General features: G+C 59.1%; 10 protein-coding genes and 4 rRNA genes. 12 read left to right on the top strand and 2 right to left on the bottom strand.

What is annotated here, in order from left to right; all coding sequences use genetic code 11:
- The first annotated feature begins 45 nt into the window (after positions 1-45).
- Together QEH68_RS19065 and QEH68_RS19060 are read left to right on the top strand one after the other, a co-directional pair.
- Positions 46-876: an SGNH/GDSL hydrolase family protein gene (locus tag QEH68_RS19065; protein WP_207595234.1), complete on the top strand. Its 831-nt coding sequence runs from the start codon at positions 46-48 to the stop codon at positions 874-876.
- Complete coding sequence (locus QEH68_RS19060; protein WP_280624207.1) at positions 873-1,697, top strand: SGNH/GDSL hydrolase family protein; 825 nt, start codon at positions 873-875, stop codon at positions 1,695-1,697. The genes QEH68_RS19065 and QEH68_RS19060 overlap by 4 nt, the downstream gene beginning before the upstream one ends.
- On the opposite strand, the gene QEH68_RS19055 is transcribed toward QEH68_RS19060, so the two are convergent.
- A complete protein-coding gene (locus tag QEH68_RS19055; RefSeq protein ID WP_011776364.1) occupies positions 1,673-1,960 on the bottom strand; it encodes a YciI family protein in 288 nt (95 codons plus the stop codon). The genes QEH68_RS19060 and QEH68_RS19055 overlap by 25 nt on opposite strands.
- 68 nt (positions 1,961-2,028) lie before the next feature.
- Here QEH68_RS19055 and QEH68_RS19050 point away from each other — a divergent pair, with 68 nt between their 5' ends.
- The 8 genes from QEH68_RS19050 to rrf all read left to right on the top strand — a co-directional run bounded on the left by QEH68_RS19050 (position 2,029) and on the right by rrf (position 10,791).
- The gene (locus tag QEH68_RS19050) at positions 2,029-2,508 is read left to right on the top strand and encodes a MarR family transcriptional regulator (RefSeq protein ID WP_089596480.1); all 480 of its coding nucleotides are present in this window, start codon (positions 2,029-2,031) and stop codon (positions 2,506-2,508) included.
- 43 nt (positions 2,509-2,551) lie between these two features.
- Complete coding sequence (locus tag QEH68_RS19045) at positions 2,552-3,316, top strand: SGNH/GDSL hydrolase family protein (RefSeq protein ID WP_207595232.1); 765 nt, start codon at positions 2,552-2,554, stop codon at positions 3,314-3,316.
- A gap of 403 nt (positions 3,317-3,719) precedes the next feature.
- Positions 3,720-3,956 carry a 50S ribosomal protein L28 gene (rpmB, locus tag QEH68_RS19040; protein WP_011776361.1) on the top strand — a complete coding sequence of 79 codons (237 nt, stop codon included), beginning with the start codon at positions 3,720-3,722 and terminating at the stop codon, positions 3,954-3,956.
- Positions 3,956-4,123: a 50S ribosomal protein L33 gene (rpmG, locus tag QEH68_RS19035; protein ID WP_003798558.1), complete on the top strand. Its 168-nt coding sequence runs from the start codon at positions 3,956-3,958 to the stop codon at positions 4,121-4,123. The genes rpmB and rpmG overlap by 1 nt, the downstream gene beginning before the upstream one ends.
- Positions 4,124-4,127: 4 nt before the next feature.
- Positions 4,128-4,433: a 30S ribosomal protein S14 gene (gene rpsN / locus QEH68_RS19030; protein WP_011776360.1), complete on the top strand. Its 306-nt coding sequence runs from the start codon at positions 4,128-4,130 to the stop codon at positions 4,431-4,433.
- An 869-nt stretch (positions 4,434-5,302) separates the two neighbouring features.
- A 16S ribosomal RNA gene (locus tag QEH68_RS19025) occupies positions 5,303-6,822 on the top strand.
- A gap of 540 nt (positions 6,823-7,362) precedes the next feature.
- Positions 7,363-10,520 (top strand): 23S ribosomal RNA (locus tag QEH68_RS19020).
- 154 nt (positions 10,521-10,674) lie between these two features.
- Positions 10,675-10,791, top strand: a 5S ribosomal RNA gene (rrf, locus tag QEH68_RS19015).
- Together the 16S, 23S and 5S rRNA genes form the textbook arrangement of a ribosomal RNA operon.
- A gap of 85 nt (positions 10,792-10,876) precedes the next feature.
- Here rrf and QEH68_RS19010 read toward each other — a convergent pair.
- Positions 10,877-12,757: a BTAD domain-containing putative transcriptional regulator gene (locus QEH68_RS19010; protein WP_280624173.1), complete on the bottom strand. Its 1,881-nt coding sequence runs from the start codon at positions 12,755-12,757 to the stop codon at positions 10,877-10,879.
- Between the two features lie 108 nt (positions 12,758-12,865).
- On the opposite strand from QEH68_RS19010, the gene QEH68_RS19005 reads away from it, so the two are divergent.
- Positions 12,866-13,747 carry an alpha/beta fold hydrolase gene (locus tag QEH68_RS19005; RefSeq protein WP_280624171.1) on the top strand — a complete coding sequence of 294 codons (882 nt, stop codon included), beginning with the start codon at positions 12,866-12,868 and terminating at the stop codon, positions 13,745-13,747.
- Between the two features lie 439 nt (positions 13,748-14,186).
- Positions 14,187-15,706, top strand: a 16S ribosomal RNA gene (locus tag QEH68_RS19000).
- Positions 15,707-15,764: the final 58 nt, after the last annotated feature.

The following is a 15,764-nucleotide window of genomic DNA, read 5'->3' as shown; positions in this document are numbered from 1 at the left end:
TTGGGGTTGGTTCTGGTGTAACCGGGAGCGGGTAGCTTCGGTGGGGTGCGGGAGGAATTCGGGGACGGAGTTAAGGCTCGACGGCGGTTTGTCGCCATCGGGGATTCCTTCACCGAGGGCGTCGGGGACCCGAGCAAGGTCCTGCCCAACGGGGTCCGCGGATGGGCGGACAGGGTGGCCGAGAAGTTGGCGAAAGCAGAGCCGGGCTGGGAGTACGCCAACCTGGCAGTGCGCAGCAAAAGACTCCGCCACATCATTGACGAACAACTCGAGCCTGCGGTGGCCATGGAGCCGACGCTCATCACGCTCTACGCGGGCGGCAACGACATTCTGGACTTTGGTACGGACATGGAGGCGCTCCTCAACGACTATGAGCTGCTGGTGGCCCGGCTGAGTGAAACCGGGGCAACGCTGGTGCTGTTCACTGGGTTTGACGTGAAAGTCTCAGCGGTTTTGGAGCCTTTCAAAAAGCGCAACACCCTCTACAACCAAAGGGTCCGTGAGGTCGCCGCCAAGTACGGCGCAGTCCTGGTTGATTACTGGTGCTTTGACGCTTACAAAGACCAGCGGATGTGGGCCCCGGATCGCCTCCACATGTCCAAAGCGGGCCACAAGTACCTGGCCGCGCAGGTGTTGGACCATCTCAACGTCCCCCACAAATTCTCGCCCAAGGATTGGGACCCGCCCACGCGTTTGTCCATACGCGAATGGGAACGCCGGCAGCGTCGCTGGGTCAATGACTGGGTGGTCCCGCTCTTCGGACGGAAACTGCGGGGCGTCACGCTGGGCGACGCGCTCAGCCCACGCTGGCCCCAACCTGTGAAGGTCCCGCGCAAGGGTGGCTTGAAGAAGCTCATGGAAAAGGCCACCCAGTGAAGGAACAAACCAGATTCGTGGCACTCGGCGATTCCTTTACTGAGGGTGTTGGTGACAACGACCTCAGGCTTCCCAACCATTGCCGGGGCTGGGCAGACCGGGTGGCAGAAGAACTGGCACGGCACGACGAAACAGTGCGCTACGCCAATCTGGCCATCCGCGGCAGGCGCCTCCAAAGGATCGCCGACGAACAAATCCAGCCCGCCCTCGCCATGAATCCCACGTTGGTCAGTTTCTACGCCGGCGGCAATGACCTGCTGATGGCCCGGCCCAACATGGCCAAACTGATCAAGGACTATGAAGATGCCGTCCGACGGATCACAGCCAGTGGGGCCACGGTGCTGCTGTTCACGGGTTACAACGTTCCCTTGTCACCCCTGCTGGAGCCGCTCAAAGTCCGCACGGCAATTTACAACCGCAATATTCGGCGCATCGCCGCGAAATACCAGGCGCTCCTGGTGGACTACTGGTGCTTCGAGAAATTCCAGGACCCGCGGATGTGGGCACCCGATCGCCTGCATATGTCCACGCGCGGCCACAGCTACATGGCCAAAAAGGTCCTCGAAGTGCTCGGAGCGCGGCACTCACTCCAGTCGCCCAGGCTCGCGGCTCCCCGTCCGCGGACCCGCGCCGAAAGCATCGCCGACGACGTCGCCTGGCTGAGGCGCGACGTCGGACCTTGGCTTTCGCGTCGGCTTCGCGGCGTATCCAGCGGCGACCACGTGGAAGCGCGCTGGCCGGAACTCATGCCGGTGGTGCTGCCCGAACGACTGGGTACTGCGAAGGCGCCGGCGCCTCAGCTGTCCAGCAGGTTTTCGTAACCCTCAGCAACGCTGGTTGCCGTGAATTCGATGATCTCGAACTCGGCCACACCATTGCTGTAGAACGGGTCCTTGGCCAACGATGCATCCAACGTGGCCCGGTCCACCTTGGACAGCAGCACGCCGCCCGTGGCTGGGACGCGGCGTCCGGACGCAAGGAAGATGCCGCCGTCGAAAGCGTCCTTAAGCCAGGCCATGTGGCCCGGACGGTGGAAGTCGACAATTTCGTCGGGAACTTTGTAGGTCAACGAGACTACGAACATGCCGCCAGCCTATCGGTTGGGCCGCTGCCCGGACCTAAGGAGGCTGTGAATTCTCCTAAGATGGGTTCATGACTCAACCCCGCTGGCTGAACGCCGACGAACGCCGTGCCTGGCTGGCCCTGCTGAGCATCAACACCCTGCTTCCCTCGGCGTTGGACACCCAGCTTCAGTCGGTCGGTAAACTGTCTCTTTTCGACTACAACGTTTTGGCGATGCTCTCCGAAACCGAAGGCCGATACCTTCCCATGAGCGAGCTTGCTGCGCGAACGAGTGCCTCCTTGTCGCGCCTGTCGCATGTGGTGACCAAGCTGCAGAAGCGTGGCTGGGTAGAGCGGCAGGCGCACCCCGGCGACGCCCGTGTGACCGTTGCGCACCTCACCGAGGCCGGCATGTCCACCATTGTTTCCCTTGCCCCGGGACACGTGGAATCCGTGCGTACGCTGATGCTTGATTCGCTGACCCCGGACGACGTCGCAGACCTCGCCCGGATCGGTGAGAAAATTGTGGCCCGCCTGGACAACAACCACTGGATCCTTCGGGACTCGTAAGAGTGCTTTGTGGCCTCGGGCGTTGAGGTGGCAGACTGACGGCATGGATTTTTCTGCCCGTTACGTTGCCCTGGGCGACTCCTTCACTGAAGGCGTCGGCGACGACGATCCCCACCGTCCCAATGGCGTTCGAGGGTGGGCCGACGTCGTAGCCGGGCAGCTGGCAAGCAGCAACGAGGACTTCGGCTACGCGAATCTCGCGATCCGCGGCCGGAAGCTCCGCCAGATCATGGCAGAACAGGTGGACGCCGCCATCGCCATGAATCCAACGTTGGTGACCCTGTACGCAGGGGCGAACGACATCCTGCGGCCCAAGATCGATATTGACTCGCTTCTTGAGGAGTACGACGCCGGTATCGCCAAGTTAAGTGCGGCGGGCGCCACGGTTGTCCTCTTCACCGGCTTTGACGCAAAGGGCTCCAAAGTCTTCAGCGCCATGCGCGGCCGAACCGCGATCTACAACGAACTGGTGCGCGAAATAGCCGAGAACCACGGCGCCTTACTGGTGGACTATTGGCGCTTTGACGAATACGACGATTGGCGGCTTTGGGGCGAGGACCGGATGCACATGTCCACCGCCGGCCACATCAACATGGCGAAGCGGGTGCTTGATGTCCTTGAGCACGAGCACGTCATCGAGGTCCCCGAACTGGCGCCGGCGCGTCTGATGAACCGGGTTGAAGCACTCAAGGCCAATGCGCGCTGGTTCCGGGAATCCGCGGCGCCGTGGGTGGCCCGCCGCGTCCGAGGTGTCTCCTCCGGCGACGGTTTGAGCCCTAAGTATCCCGAATTGATCAGGCCGCTCTAGCCCGGTCTTGCGGGCGACCCGCCAGTGTTGGCGCGGTGGTCCGGGCGGTGGGCGTGGAGGGCTTATGATGCCGGATTGGTCTTAATTTGGCCTGGCCCGTAGAATAGTTAGGCGCTAGGTAGTGCGGTTCGTGTGCAATTGCTCCGGTTGGTGGTGACTGTCGGTTTTTCCGACATCCCGGTGGCCGGTAGTTAGGGGCTCAAGTTGCGTGCATTCCTGTATTCGCCCGGTATCCCAGGACCTGTTCCAGTGTTCATCACTGCCCGGTCCTGAGGCCAACCTTCTTCGCCGCACTTGCTGCGGAAACTACCGAAATGGTTTGGAATCGGATGCGGACGCTGCCTTTCGCACGGTAACGCAGGAACATCTGCACGCCGTTACATTCAATCTTTGGAGGAGAGTCATGGCAGCACACTGCCAAGTGACCGGAGCCGAGCCGGGCTTTGGACACAGCATTTCGCACTCGCACCGTCGCAACAAGCGTCGGTTCGACCCGAACATTCAGAAGAAGCGCTACTGGGTTCCGTCCCTGCGCCGTAATGTCACGCTGACCCTGTCAGCCCGTGGCATCAAGACAATCGACGTCCGCGGCATCGACTCAGTCGTCGCCGACATCCTGGCACGAGGAGTAAAGCTCTAATGGCAAAGGACAAGGACGTACGTCCCATCATCAAGCTGAAGTCCACCGCGGGCACGGGTTACACCTACGTAACCCGCAAGAACCGTCGTAACGACCCGGACCGTCTGGTCCTGAAGAAGTACGACCCCAAGATCCGCCAGCACGTCGAATTCCGAGAGGAGCGCTAAACACATGGCAAAGAAGTCAAAGATTGCTCGCAACGAGCAGCGCAAGGTCATTGTTGAGCGTTACGCTGCCAAGCGTCTCGAACTGAAGAAGACCCTGGTTGACCCCAACGCGACTGACGAAGCACGCGAAGCTGCACGCCTCGGCCTGCAGAAGCTGCCCCGCAACGCCTCCCCGATCCGTCTGCGTAACCGCGACCAGATCGACGGCCGTCCCCGCGGCACGCTCCAGAAGTTCGGTATCTCCCGTGTTCGCTTCCGCGACATGGCTCACCGCGGTGAGCTCCCGGGCATCACCAAGTCTTCCTGGTAATCACGAAGCTCTGAAAAGGCCGGCAACCGTCATGGTTGCTGGCCTTTTCTGCGTTTAAGCCTGCTTCCTGGCGTGTGGCGAAGACTGCATGGCTGGGTGCGGGCGTTGGCTGGGGTGGACGCTCGCTCACTTCCCTCGGGTTTGGGGTGGACGCTCGCTCACTTCCCTCGGGTTTCACGCTGTCGCTCTCTCACTTCCCTCGGGGTTCACGCTGTCGCTCTCTCACTTCCCTCGGGTTCGGTCGAATGTTCGACGGCGGTTGTCGGCTTTGTGTCGGGGCGGAGGCCTTGGCGGATCTTGATGGTGTGACGGGCTTCACTCGGGTTGTTTCCGGCGGATTTTGGTTGGTTTGAGGCCTCGATGGGGCCTTTTGGCCCGTGTGGGCGGGGTTTTGGCTGGTACCGATGGTGATTTGTGCCGGGGCCGGTGGGCGTGTAATGTCTTCTGAGTCGCCGCGAGTGAGACAGCCTGGAGCTGAGAGCCGCGGAGGCCGAACCCCTTTGATAACAGCCTGAAAAATGGTTCGCTTTCGAGCGTTCCTGTGCAGGGTGGGGCCGAAGATTGGATCGGGAATCGCGGGAACGATGATTTGCCAAGATCTGGTTGTTCGGGTAAGTTTGAAAAGTTGCTCCGGAGCGATCCTGGACCCTTGTGGGTGTGGGTGGTGCCGGTAGTGTCTGTTGTTTGAGAACTCAATAGTGTGCCAAGTTTGTTGATACCGATTGTTTTATTGATTGGTTGAAATTATGGCTGGATCATTGCGCACCCCCGTGTGTGGTGGTCTGGTTTTCAGCTGGTTTCGAATTTTGTGCAGCCGTGCCGGCCGTTATTTCCGGTGGGTGTGGTTGTGTCTGTTTGATTTGTTTTTTTCAACGGAGAGTTTGATCCTGGCTCAGGATGAACGCTGGCGGCGTGCTTAACACATGCAAGTCGAACGATGATCCCAGCTTGCTGGGGGATTAGTGGCGAACGGGTGAGTAACACGTGAGTAACCTGCCCTTGACTCTGGGATAAGCCTGGGAAACTGGGTCTAATACCGGATATGACCGTCTGACGCATGTCAGGTGGTGGAAAGCTTTTGTGGTTTTGGATGGACTCGCGGCCTATCAGCTTGTTGGTGGGGTAATGGCCTACCAAGGCGACGACGGGTAGCCGGCCTGAGAGGGTGACCGGCCACACTGGGACTGAGACACGGCCCAGACTCCTACGGGAGGCAGCAGTGGGGAATATTGCACAATGGGCGCAAGCCTGATGCAGCGACGCCGCGTGAGGGATGACGGCCTTCGGGTTGTAAACCTCTTTCAGTAGGGAAGAAGCGAAAGTGACGGTACCTGCAGAAGAAGCGCCGGCTAACTACGTGCCAGCAGCCGCGGTAATACGTAGGGCGCAAGCGTTATCCGGAATTATTGGGCGTAAAGAGCTCGTAGGCGGTTTGTCGCGTCTGCTGTGAAAGACCGGGGCTCAACTCCGGTTCTGCAGTGGGTACGGGCAGACTAGAGTGCAGTAGGGGAGACTGGAATTCCTGGTGTAGCGGTGAAATGCGCAGATATCAGGAGGAACACCGATGGCGAAGGCAGGTCTCTGGGCTGTAACTGACGCTGAGGAGCGAAAGCATGGGGAGCGAACAGGATTAGATACCCTGGTAGTCCATGCCGTAAACGTTGGGCACTAGGTGTGGGGGACATTCCACGTTTTCCGCGCCGTAGCTAACGCATTAAGTGCCCCGCCTGGGGAGTACGGCCGCAAGGCTAAAACTCAAAGGAATTGACGGGGGCCCGCACAAGCGGCGGAGCATGCGGATTAATTCGATGCAACGCGAAGAACCTTACCAAGGCTTGACATGAACCGGTAATACCTGGAAACAGGTGCCCCGCTTGCGGTCGGTTTACAGGTGGTGCATGGTTGTCGTCAGCTCGTGTCGTGAGATGTTGGGTTAAGTCCCGCAACGAGCGCAACCCTCGTTCTATGTTGCCAGCGCGTTATGGCGGGGACTCATAGGAGACTGCCGGGGTCAACTCGGAGGAAGGTGGGGACGACGTCAAATCATCATGCCCCTTATGTCTTGGGCTTCACGCATGCTACAATGGCCGGTACAAAGGGTTGCGATACTGTGAGGTGGAGCTAATCCCAAAAAGCCGGTCTCAGTTCGGATTGGGGTCTGCAACTCGACCCCATGAAGTCGGAGTCGCTAGTAATCGCAGATCAGCAACGCTGCGGTGAATACGTTCCCGGGCCTTGTACACACCGCCCGTCAAGTCACGAAAGTTGGTAACACCCGAAGCCGGTGGCCTAACCCTTGTGGGGGGAGCCGTCGAAGGTGGGACCGGCGATTGGGACTAAGTCGTAACAAGGTAGCCGTACCGGAAGGTGCGGCTGGATCACCTCCTTTCTAAGGAGCTGCTAGCAGCTGTTCCGTGTTCTGTGTATGCAGTTCGTGGTGGTTGTCAGTGTTGCCCATTGCGCAGGCGTCTGTTCTGCGGTGGGTGCTCATGGGTGGAATATCAACGAATCAAACTTGTTTGGCATGGCCTTTACCGGTTGTGTCCTGGTGCCAGTACGGCAGCATGTGTCTCTGCTTTTTGTGGGGGTGGGTGTTGTTGGGAACGCTGCCGGGGTGCATGGTTTGTGGGGGTTGTGTTTGGCGCACTGTTGGGTCCTGAGGCAACAGGACCTTTTTGCAGCAATGCAGAGGGCATCGTTCTGGTGTTTCTTTTGTTCCTGCTTCCGGTTCTGCCGCGTGTCCCTGTGTGGGGTGGTGGTGGTCTGGTTGATGGGGTTGTTGTTTGAGAACTACATAGTGGACGCGAGCATCTGAGACATGCATGGCTGGCCTTTCGGGGTTGGTGTGTGTGTTTCTACAGCAATTTCTTATGAATGAACCTGGCCCTTGTGGTCGTGGTTCTCTCGAGTAAGTTTTTGATCTTTGTGTGGTCAAGTTTTTAAGGGCACACGGTGGATGCCTTGGCATTAGGAGCCGAAGAAGGACGTAGGAATCTGCGATAAGCCTGGGGGAGTTGATAACCGAGCGTTGATCCCAGGATGTCCGAATGGGGAAACCCCGCACAACGCTGCAAGGTGATTGTGTGACCCGCATCTGAACACATAGGGTGCGTGGGGGGAACGCGGGGAAGTGAAACATCTCAGTACCCGCAGGAAGAGAAAACAATAGTGATTCCGTTAGTAGTGGCGAGCGAACGCGGATCAGGCTAAACCGTTCCATGTGTGATAGCCGGCGGGCGTTGCATGGGCGGGGTTGTGGGACTTTCCGTGATGGTTCTGCCGGACCGTTGGGGTGATGTGCAGGCATAGGTGAACGGTCTTGAAAGGCCGGCCAGAGAGGGTGGGAGCCCCGTAACCGTAATGTTGTGTGCAGCCTGGAGAGTATCCCAAGTAGCACGGGGCCCGAGAAATCCCGTGCGAATCTGTCAGGACCACCTGATAAGCCTAAATACTTCCTAATGACCGATAGCGGACCAGTACCGTGAGGGAAAGGTGAAAAGTACCCCGGGAGGGGAGTGAAACAGTACCTGAAACCGTGTGCTTACAATCCGTCGGAGCAACCGCGAGTGATCGCATAGTAGTTGTGACGGCGTGCCTTTTGAAGAATGAGCCTGCGAGTTAGTGTTACGTCGCGAGGTTAACCCGTGTGGGGTAGCCGTAGCGAAAGCGAGTCTGAACAGGGCGAGTGTAGTGGCGTGATCTAGACCCGAAGCGGAGTGATCTACCCATGGCCAGGTTGAAGCGACGGTAAGACGTCGTGGAGGACCGAACCCACTTCAGTTGAAAATGGAGGGGATGAGCTGTGGGTAGGGGTGAAAGGCCAATCAAACTCCGTGATAGCTGGTTCTCCCCGAAATGCATTTAGGTGCAGCGTTGCGTGTTTCTTGCCGGAGGTAGAGCTACTGGATGGCCGATGGGCCCTACAAGGTTACTGACGTCAGCCAAACTCCGAATGCCGGTAAGTGAGAGCGCAGCAGTGAGACTGTGGGGGATAAGCTTCATAGTCGAGAGGGAAACAGCCCAGACCACCAACTAAGGCCCCTAAGCGTGTGCTAAGTGGGAAAGGATGTGGAGTTGCGAAGACAACCAGGAGGTTGGCTTAGAAGCAGCCATCCTTGAAAGAGTGCGTAATAGCTCACTGGTCAAGTGATTCCGCGCCGACAATGTAGCGGGGCTCAAGTACACCGCCGAAGTTGTGGATTTCACACATTGCCCTAGCCTTCGTGGTTCAGGGGTGTGGAGTGGTAGGGGAGCGTCGTGTGGGCAGTGAAGTCGCGGTGGAAACCAGCGGTGGAGCCTACACGAGTGAGAATGCAGGCATGAGTAGCGAAAGACGGGTGAGAAACCCGTCCGCCGAATGATCAAGGGTTCCAGGGTCAAGCTAATCTGCCCTGGGTAAGTCGGGACCTAAGGCGAGGCCGACAGGCGTAGTCGATGGACAACGGGTTGATATTCCCGTACCGGCGAAAAACCGCCCATGCCAAGCGGGGGATACTAACCGCCCGGAGCCTGCCCGCTCACCCTTGTGGTGTTGTGGGTTTTGGCCGAGCGCGGGACCTGATCCCGGGAGGTAAGCGTATTAACAGGTGTGACGCAGGAAGGTAGCCGGGCCGGGCGATGGTTGCCCCGGTCTAAGGATGTAGGGTCAGGGATAGGCAAATCCGTTCCTGTGTGCTTCGAGCACGTTCCTGAGATCTGATGGGACTCCCGTATGGGGGGATCCGGTGATCCTATGCTGCCTAGAAAAGCATCGACGCGAGGTTTTAGCCGCCCGTACCCCAAACCGACACAGGTGATCAGGTAGAGAATACCAAGGCGATCGAGAGAATTATGGTTAAGGAACTCGGCAAAATGCCCCCGTAACTTCGGGAGAAGGGGGGCCTGCCCCGTGATGGAGACTTGCTCTCCGTGAGCGGGTGTGGGCCGCAGAGACCAGGGGGAAGCGACTGTTTACTAAAAACACAGGTCCGTGCGAAGTCGCAAGACGATGTATACGGACTGACTCCTGCCCGGTGCTGGAAGGTTAAGAGGACCGGTTAGCCACCTTGTGTGGCGAAGCTGAGAATTTAAGCCCCAGTAAACGGCGGTGGTAACTATAACCATCCTAAGGTAGCGAAATTCCTTGTCGGGTAAGTTCCGACCTGCACGAATGGAGTAACGACTTCCCCGCTGTCTCAACCATAAACTCGGCGAAATTGCAGTACGAGTAAAGATGCTCGTTACGCGCAGCAGGACGGAAAGACCCCGAGACCTTTACTATAGTTTGGTATTGGTGTTCGGAGTGGCTTGTGTAGGATAGGTGGGAGACGTTGAAACCCGGACGCCAGTTCGGGTGGAGTCATCGTTGAAATACCACTCTGGTCACTTTGGACATCTAACTTCGGCCCGTGATCCGGGTCAGGGACAGTGCCTGATGGGTAGTTTAACTGGGGCGGTTGCCTCCTAAAAAGTAACGGAGGCGCCCAAAGGTTCCCTCAGCCTGGTTGGCAATCAGGTGTCGAGTGTAAGTGCACAAGGGAGCTTGACTGTGAGAGAGACATCTCAAGCAGGGACGAAAGTCGGGACTAGTGATCCGGCGGTACATTGTGGAATGGCCGTCGCTCAACGGATAAAAGGTACCTCGGGGATAACAGGCTGATCTTGCCCAAGAGTCCATATCGACGGCATGGTTTGGCACCTCGATGTCGGCTCGTCGCATCCTGGGGCTGGAGTAGGTCCCAAGGGTTGGGCTGTTCGCCCATTAAAGCGGTACGCGAGCTGGGTTTAGAACGTCGTGAGACAGTTCGGTCCCTATCCGCTGCGCGCGCAGGAAATTTGAGAAGGGCTGTCCTTAGTACGAGAGGACCGGGACGGACGAACCTCTGGTGTGTCAGTTGTACTGCCAAGTGCATCGCTGATTAGCTACGTTCGGATGGGATAACCGCTGAAAGCATCTAAGCGGGAAGCTCGCTTCAAGATGAGATTTCCATACACATTTATGTGTGAGAGGCCCCCAGCCAGACCACTGGGTTGATAGGCCGGATGTGGAAGCGAGGACTAAAGACTCGTGAAGCTGACCGGTACTAATAGGCCAACAACTTACACCACACAACACACTGCACGCGTCCACTATGTGGTTCCCGAACAACAACCCGCACCAAGGGTTGCCGGAACCAACAACTAAATAACAACACCACAGTTGTAACCACAAAGTCTTCCCACCCACCCCCACCAAAAAGGGGGTCGGGACGGGTAACAGAGTTACGGCGGTCATAGCGTGGGGGAAACGCCCGGTCCCATTCCGAACCCGGAAGCTAAGACCCACAGCGCCGATGGTACTGCACCCGGGAGGGTGTGGGAGAGTAGGACACCGCCGGACAACCATTAAGGCAAGAGCCCCGACCACAGGTCGGGGCTCTTCCCCTTTAACCACCACCCACACACCCCACACACCCCACCAGGGCCTACCCCGGGCCAGCCCCTGCAGCCCGGAGCATTCCCAGATAGTGGTCAACGCTGCCGGCATCAACCACACCACTCCCGGCTGCTCGTTCTCCGCTGGCTGGCGTTAGTGCCGTAAGGGCCCGGCCGATCATGGATGGTTCACGCAGTTCGCAGGCAGTCTGGGCCATCACACACCAAGTTGCCTCCAACAAGAGGTCCCGGGGCGGATCCGATAGCTGCCGAAGTGCGGTTGCTGCCATGGTTTGGTGACCGGAGCGCAGCAACAGAAGGGGACGCACCCATGGTTCGTAGGGGCCGAAGTCCCCGTCAACCAGTTCCTCCCCGTTGCGTAGTTGTCGGGTGAACGACGCAAACGCAAGGATTCCCTCGCTGAAGCCTGGCATTTCCTCAGGTACAGGAGGCGTCGCACCGCCGTCGAGGAACGTCCAGCGGAACCATTGGGTGAAGACCGCTGCCAAGGGGCGCTCGTGCCGCACGGCCAGTTGATCCACTGCATTGGCTTCACGAAGGGCGGAATCAACGTCGGACAAAGCGCACAGGGCCTGCATCCGAATCAGGCGCCCGTTAATCTCAAAGGTGGGTGAATCGGCGTCGAACGCTGTTGCTATCAGCTGCCGGCCGATGTCATCGCGGTGCTTTGCCAGGCCTGCGTAGGCGAATGCCTGCATGAAGTGGGCGCTCAGGGCAAAGCAAAGAAGGTGGCTGTCGCCTACATTTCGGGCTAACGCAACGGCCTCGGCCGCTTCGGCCTGTCTGCTCGCCGTTCCGCGGGACTCCATGGCGATCGTCGCGAGAAGGCGGGCCCGGCTGCGGTCGCTGAGGTGGGCGGGTGGAGCCAAGGCAGCCTCAGCTGCGGCGACCACAGCGGCAGCAGCCGCGGGATCGTCTGTTCGAGTCCATATCCCGGGGACGTCGTAACCTCCGATGATTCTCGCGGCGAGTTCGGGATCGTTGAGGCCGGCGGCCGCCTTGATGGCAGCAAGACGTTGCTGACGGGCTGTCTGGAGATCGCCGGCGACCGCAAGGCTGCCCAACACCGCATTCGAAGCCTCCAGTTGGGCCCGCACGCCGCCACTGGAATAGGCGCTGGCAATCGGGGCCAAATTGGCTGGCTCTGGCCGATCCAATTGTGGGTCCCGGCGGAGAATCCGGGTCTCCAGATCTGCGAGGGCGGGGCTGAGGTCCAGCCCGAGTTCGTCGGACAGCTGACGTCGTGCCTTGCGAAGCACGGCAAGAGCGTCGCCTTGGCGGCGGCTCCGGTACAGAGCCAGAGCCAGCAATCGCCATCCTTCCTCGCGCCACGGGTTGGCCGTGACATGCGTTTCCAGGATGGCCGCAGCCTCGTTTGGCCGGGCGTCTGCGAGGCGGGCTTCGGCACAGCGTTCGACGGCGGTCTGCCGCAGCCCGCTCAGCCGCGTCGCCTCAGGTACCGCCCAGGGACGCTCGGAAAATTCCTGGTATGGGCTTCCGTTCCACTCCGCGAGGGCAGCAGACAAACGTGAATCAGCGTCGGCGGGATCGGCCCCAACTGCCCTGGCTACGGTCGTTTCAAAGCGCCAGGCGTCCACCGCGTCGGCGTCGAGCCGCAACGCGTAGCCGTCAGCAACCGTGACCAGGACGGAGGCCAAGGTTCGGGGCTTCCGGTGTGGTTCAAGGATTCGCCGCAGCTCGCCAACGAAGCTTCGGATGGCTCCCACTGCTCCGTTCGGTGGCATGCCATCCCATAGTTCTTCGGCAAGGTCCGCGGTGGGAATGGCCCGGCCCCGCAGCGCGACCAAGATCGCGATGATCTCCCGATGCCTGCGCTTGGACAGTTCCAACCGGACCCCGTCAACACTCACCTCGATGGGGCCGAGGACTCGGATCTGCGGCGTACTCACGGGTCAATCGTAGTCACGGGCCCCGACAAGCAACCGGCAGAGTCGGCTGATTCGCCGCTGATTCGGTGGCGGGATAGTAGGGGAACACATCCGGAGAAGGAGACCCCCATGACGTTGAAATTGCTGCCTGAAGCTACCTACCATCGCGTCCCTGCAGCACCCCATGTGGAACTGAACGTTGCCGTCGCGGGGAGTGGACCCGCCGTCGTACTTTTGCATGGCTTCCCGCAGACGCATCTGATGTGGCGTCACGTCGCCGCCGACCTGGTGGCGGATTACACAGTCATCTGCCCGGACCTTCGAGGATACGGTGCGAGTGATAAGCCCCTGGAGGACGGAGAAGAGACCTACTCCAAACGCACCATGGCGGCTGACGTCGTTGCAGCAGCACGGGCCCTGGGCCATCAGCGTTTTGCCCTCGCCGGTCATGATCGCGGTGCGCTGGTTGCCATTCGCGCTGGGCTGGATCACGTTGACGCAGTGACCCATCTTTTGTCACTGGACGTGCTGCCAACCTTGGACATGTGGGACATTCTCCGGGGTGCCGATGCCAAGGTGGCGTGGCACCTGTACCTCATGGCCCAGCCTGCCGGAATCCCGGAGTCCATGATTGAAGCTACGGCCGATGCGTTTTTCGCCTCATTCCTGGATGGGTGGACCGCTGACCCTGACGCGATTCCGGAGTCTTATCGGGAGGAGTATCTGAGGGCATCACGTGGGGCTGTGGCATCGATCGTTGCGGACTACCGCGCTTCTGCCGGCATCGATGTAACGCATGATCGGGCCGACCGTGAGTCCGGACGCACTCTGGAGATGCCCGTCACCGTGATGCAGCAGGATTGGGGAGCTGTGCTGGGCTATGACGCTGCCGCTCTCTGGGGCGCCTGGGCGCCTGACCTCCGTCACATGACCTTTGACGGCGGCCACTTCATGGCCGAGGAAAATCCCGGTGCCGTCAGCGCTGCGTTGCGGGAGCTGATGACGCGTTAGGAGCCAGCGCCCGACGGCGGTTTGGTGGGGTTTTGGGGGGTGGGTTTGGTGTGGGTGGGGTTGGGTGTGGGGGTGGATTTGCGTTGGGGGTTGGGGGCGTGTATTGTTTTCTGAGTCGCCGGGTGCGAAACGGAAAGCCGGAAGGTGTGTACGGTTCGGTAGGCGGCCAAAAATAACTCTTCTTTTCCAATGGCCCTGTTGGGTGCGCTGCTTTGTGTGGTGTGCTGTGGGTGATGTTTTGGGGGGTCTGTTGTTTGAGAACTCAATAGTGTGCCAAGTTTGTTGATACCGATTGTTTTATTGATTGGTTGAAATTATGGCTGGATCATTGCGCACCCCCGTGTGTGGTGGTCTGGTTTTCAGCTGGTTTCGAATTTTGTGCAGCCGTGCCGGCCGTTATTTCCGGTGGGTGTGGTTGTGTCTGTTTGATTTGTTTTTTTCAACGGAGAGTTTGATCCTGGCTCAGGATGAACGCTGGCGGCGTGCTTAACACATGCAAGTCGAACGATGATCCCAGCTTGCTGGGGGATTAGTGGCGAACGGGTGAGTAACACGTGAGTAACCTGCCCTTGACTCTGGGATAAGCCTGGGAAACTGGGTCTAATACCGGATATGACCGTCTGACGCATGTCAGGTGGTGGAAAGCTTTTGTGGTTTTGGATGGACTCGCGGCCTATCAGCTTGTTGGTGGGGTAATGGCCTACCAAGGCGACGACGGGTAGCCGGCCTGAGAGGGTGACCGGCCACACTGGGACTGAGACACGGCCCAGACTCCTACGGGAGGCAGCAGTGGGGAATATTGCACAATGGGCGCAAGCCTGATGCAGCGACGCCGCGTGAGGGATGACGGCCTTCGGGTTGTAAACCTCTTTCAGTAGGGAAGAAGCGAAAGTGACGGTACCTGCAGAAGAAGCGCCGGCTAACTACGTGCCAGCAGCCGCGGTAATACGTAGGGCGCAAGCGTTATCCGGAATTATTGGGCGTAAAGAGCTCGTAGGCGGTTTGTCGCGTCTGCTGTGAAAGACCGGGGCTCAACTCCGGTTCTGCAGTGGGTACGGGCAGACTAGAGTGCAGTAGGGGAGACTGGAATTCCTGGTGTAGCGGTGAAATGCGCAGATATCAGGAGGAACACCGATGGCGAAGGCAGGTCTCTGGGCTGTAACTGACGCTGAGGAGCGAAAGCATGGGGAGCGAACAGGATTAGATACCCTGGTAGTCCATGCCGTAAACGTTGGGCACTAGGTGTGGGGGACATTCCACGTTTTCCGCGCCGTAGCTAACGCATTAAGTGCCCCGCCTGGGGAGTACGGCCGCAAGGCTAAAACTCAAAGGAATTGACGGGGGCCCGCACAAGCGGCGGAGCATGCGGATTAATTCGATGCAACGCGAAGAACCTTACCAAGGCTTGACATGAACCGGTAATACCTGGAAACAGGTGCCCCGCTTGCGGTCGGTTTACAGGTGGTGCATGGTTGTCGTCAGCTCGTGTCGTGAGATGTTGGGTTAAGTCCCGCAACGAGCGCAACCCTCGTTCTATGTTGCCAGCGCGTTATGGCGGGGACTCATAGGAGACTGCCGGGGTCAACTCGGAGGAAGGTGGGGACGACGTCAAATCATCATGCCCCTTATGTCTTGGGCTTCACGCATGCTACAATGGCCGGTACAAAGGGTTGCGATACTGTGAGGTGGAGCTAATCCCAAAAAGCCGGTCTCAGTTCGGATTGGGGTCTGCAACTCGACCCCATGAAGTCGGAGTCGCTAGTAATCGCAGATCAGCAACGCTGCGGTGAATACGTTCCCGGGCCTTGTACACACCGCCCGTCAAGTCACGAAAGTTGGTAACACCCGAAGCCGGTGGCCTAACCCTTGTGGGGGGAGCCGTCGAAGGTGGGACCGGCGATTGGGACTAAGTCGTAACAAGGTAGCCGTACCGGAAGGTGCGGCTGGATCACCTCCTTTCTAAGGAGCTGCTAGCAGCTGTTCCGTGTTCTGTGTATGCAGTTCGTGGTGGTTGTCA

The organism is Paenarthrobacter sp. OM7 (assembly GCF_029873575.1).
Classification (GTDB): domain Bacteria; phylum Actinomycetota; class Actinomycetes; order Actinomycetales; family Micrococcaceae; genus Arthrobacter.
The sequence above is the reverse complement of the archived record's forward strand: the minus strand, read 5'-3'. Positions and strand labels throughout refer to the sequence as shown.

Bases quoted from the DNA above. Each gene is read 5' to 3' on its own strand.
- QEH68_RS19055 (WP_011776364.1), bottom strand. From the start codon at position 1,960: ATGTTCGTAGTCTCGTTGACCTACAAAGTTCCCGACGAAATTGTCGAC.
- QEH68_RS19050 (WP_089596480.1), top strand. From the start codon at position 2,029: ATGACTCAACCCCGCTGGCTGAACGCCGACGAACGCCGTGCCTGGCTG.
- QEH68_RS19045 (WP_207595232.1), top strand. From the start codon at position 2,552: ATGGATTTTTCTGCCCGTTACGTTGCCCTGGGCGACTCCTTCACTGAA.
- rpmB (WP_011776361.1), top strand. From the start codon at position 3,720: ATGGCAGCACACTGCCAAGTGACCGGAGCCGAGCCGGGCTTTGGACAC.
- rpmG (WP_003798558.1), top strand. From the start codon at position 3,956: ATGGCAAAGGACAAGGACGTACGTCCCATCATCAAGCTGAAGTCCACC.
- rpsN (WP_011776360.1), top strand. From the start codon at position 4,128: ATGGCAAAGAAGTCAAAGATTGCTCGCAACGAGCAGCGCAAGGTCATT.
- QEH68_RS19005 (WP_280624171.1), top strand. From the start codon at position 12,866: ATGACGTTGAAATTGCTGCCTGAAGCTACCTACCATCGCGTCCCTGCA.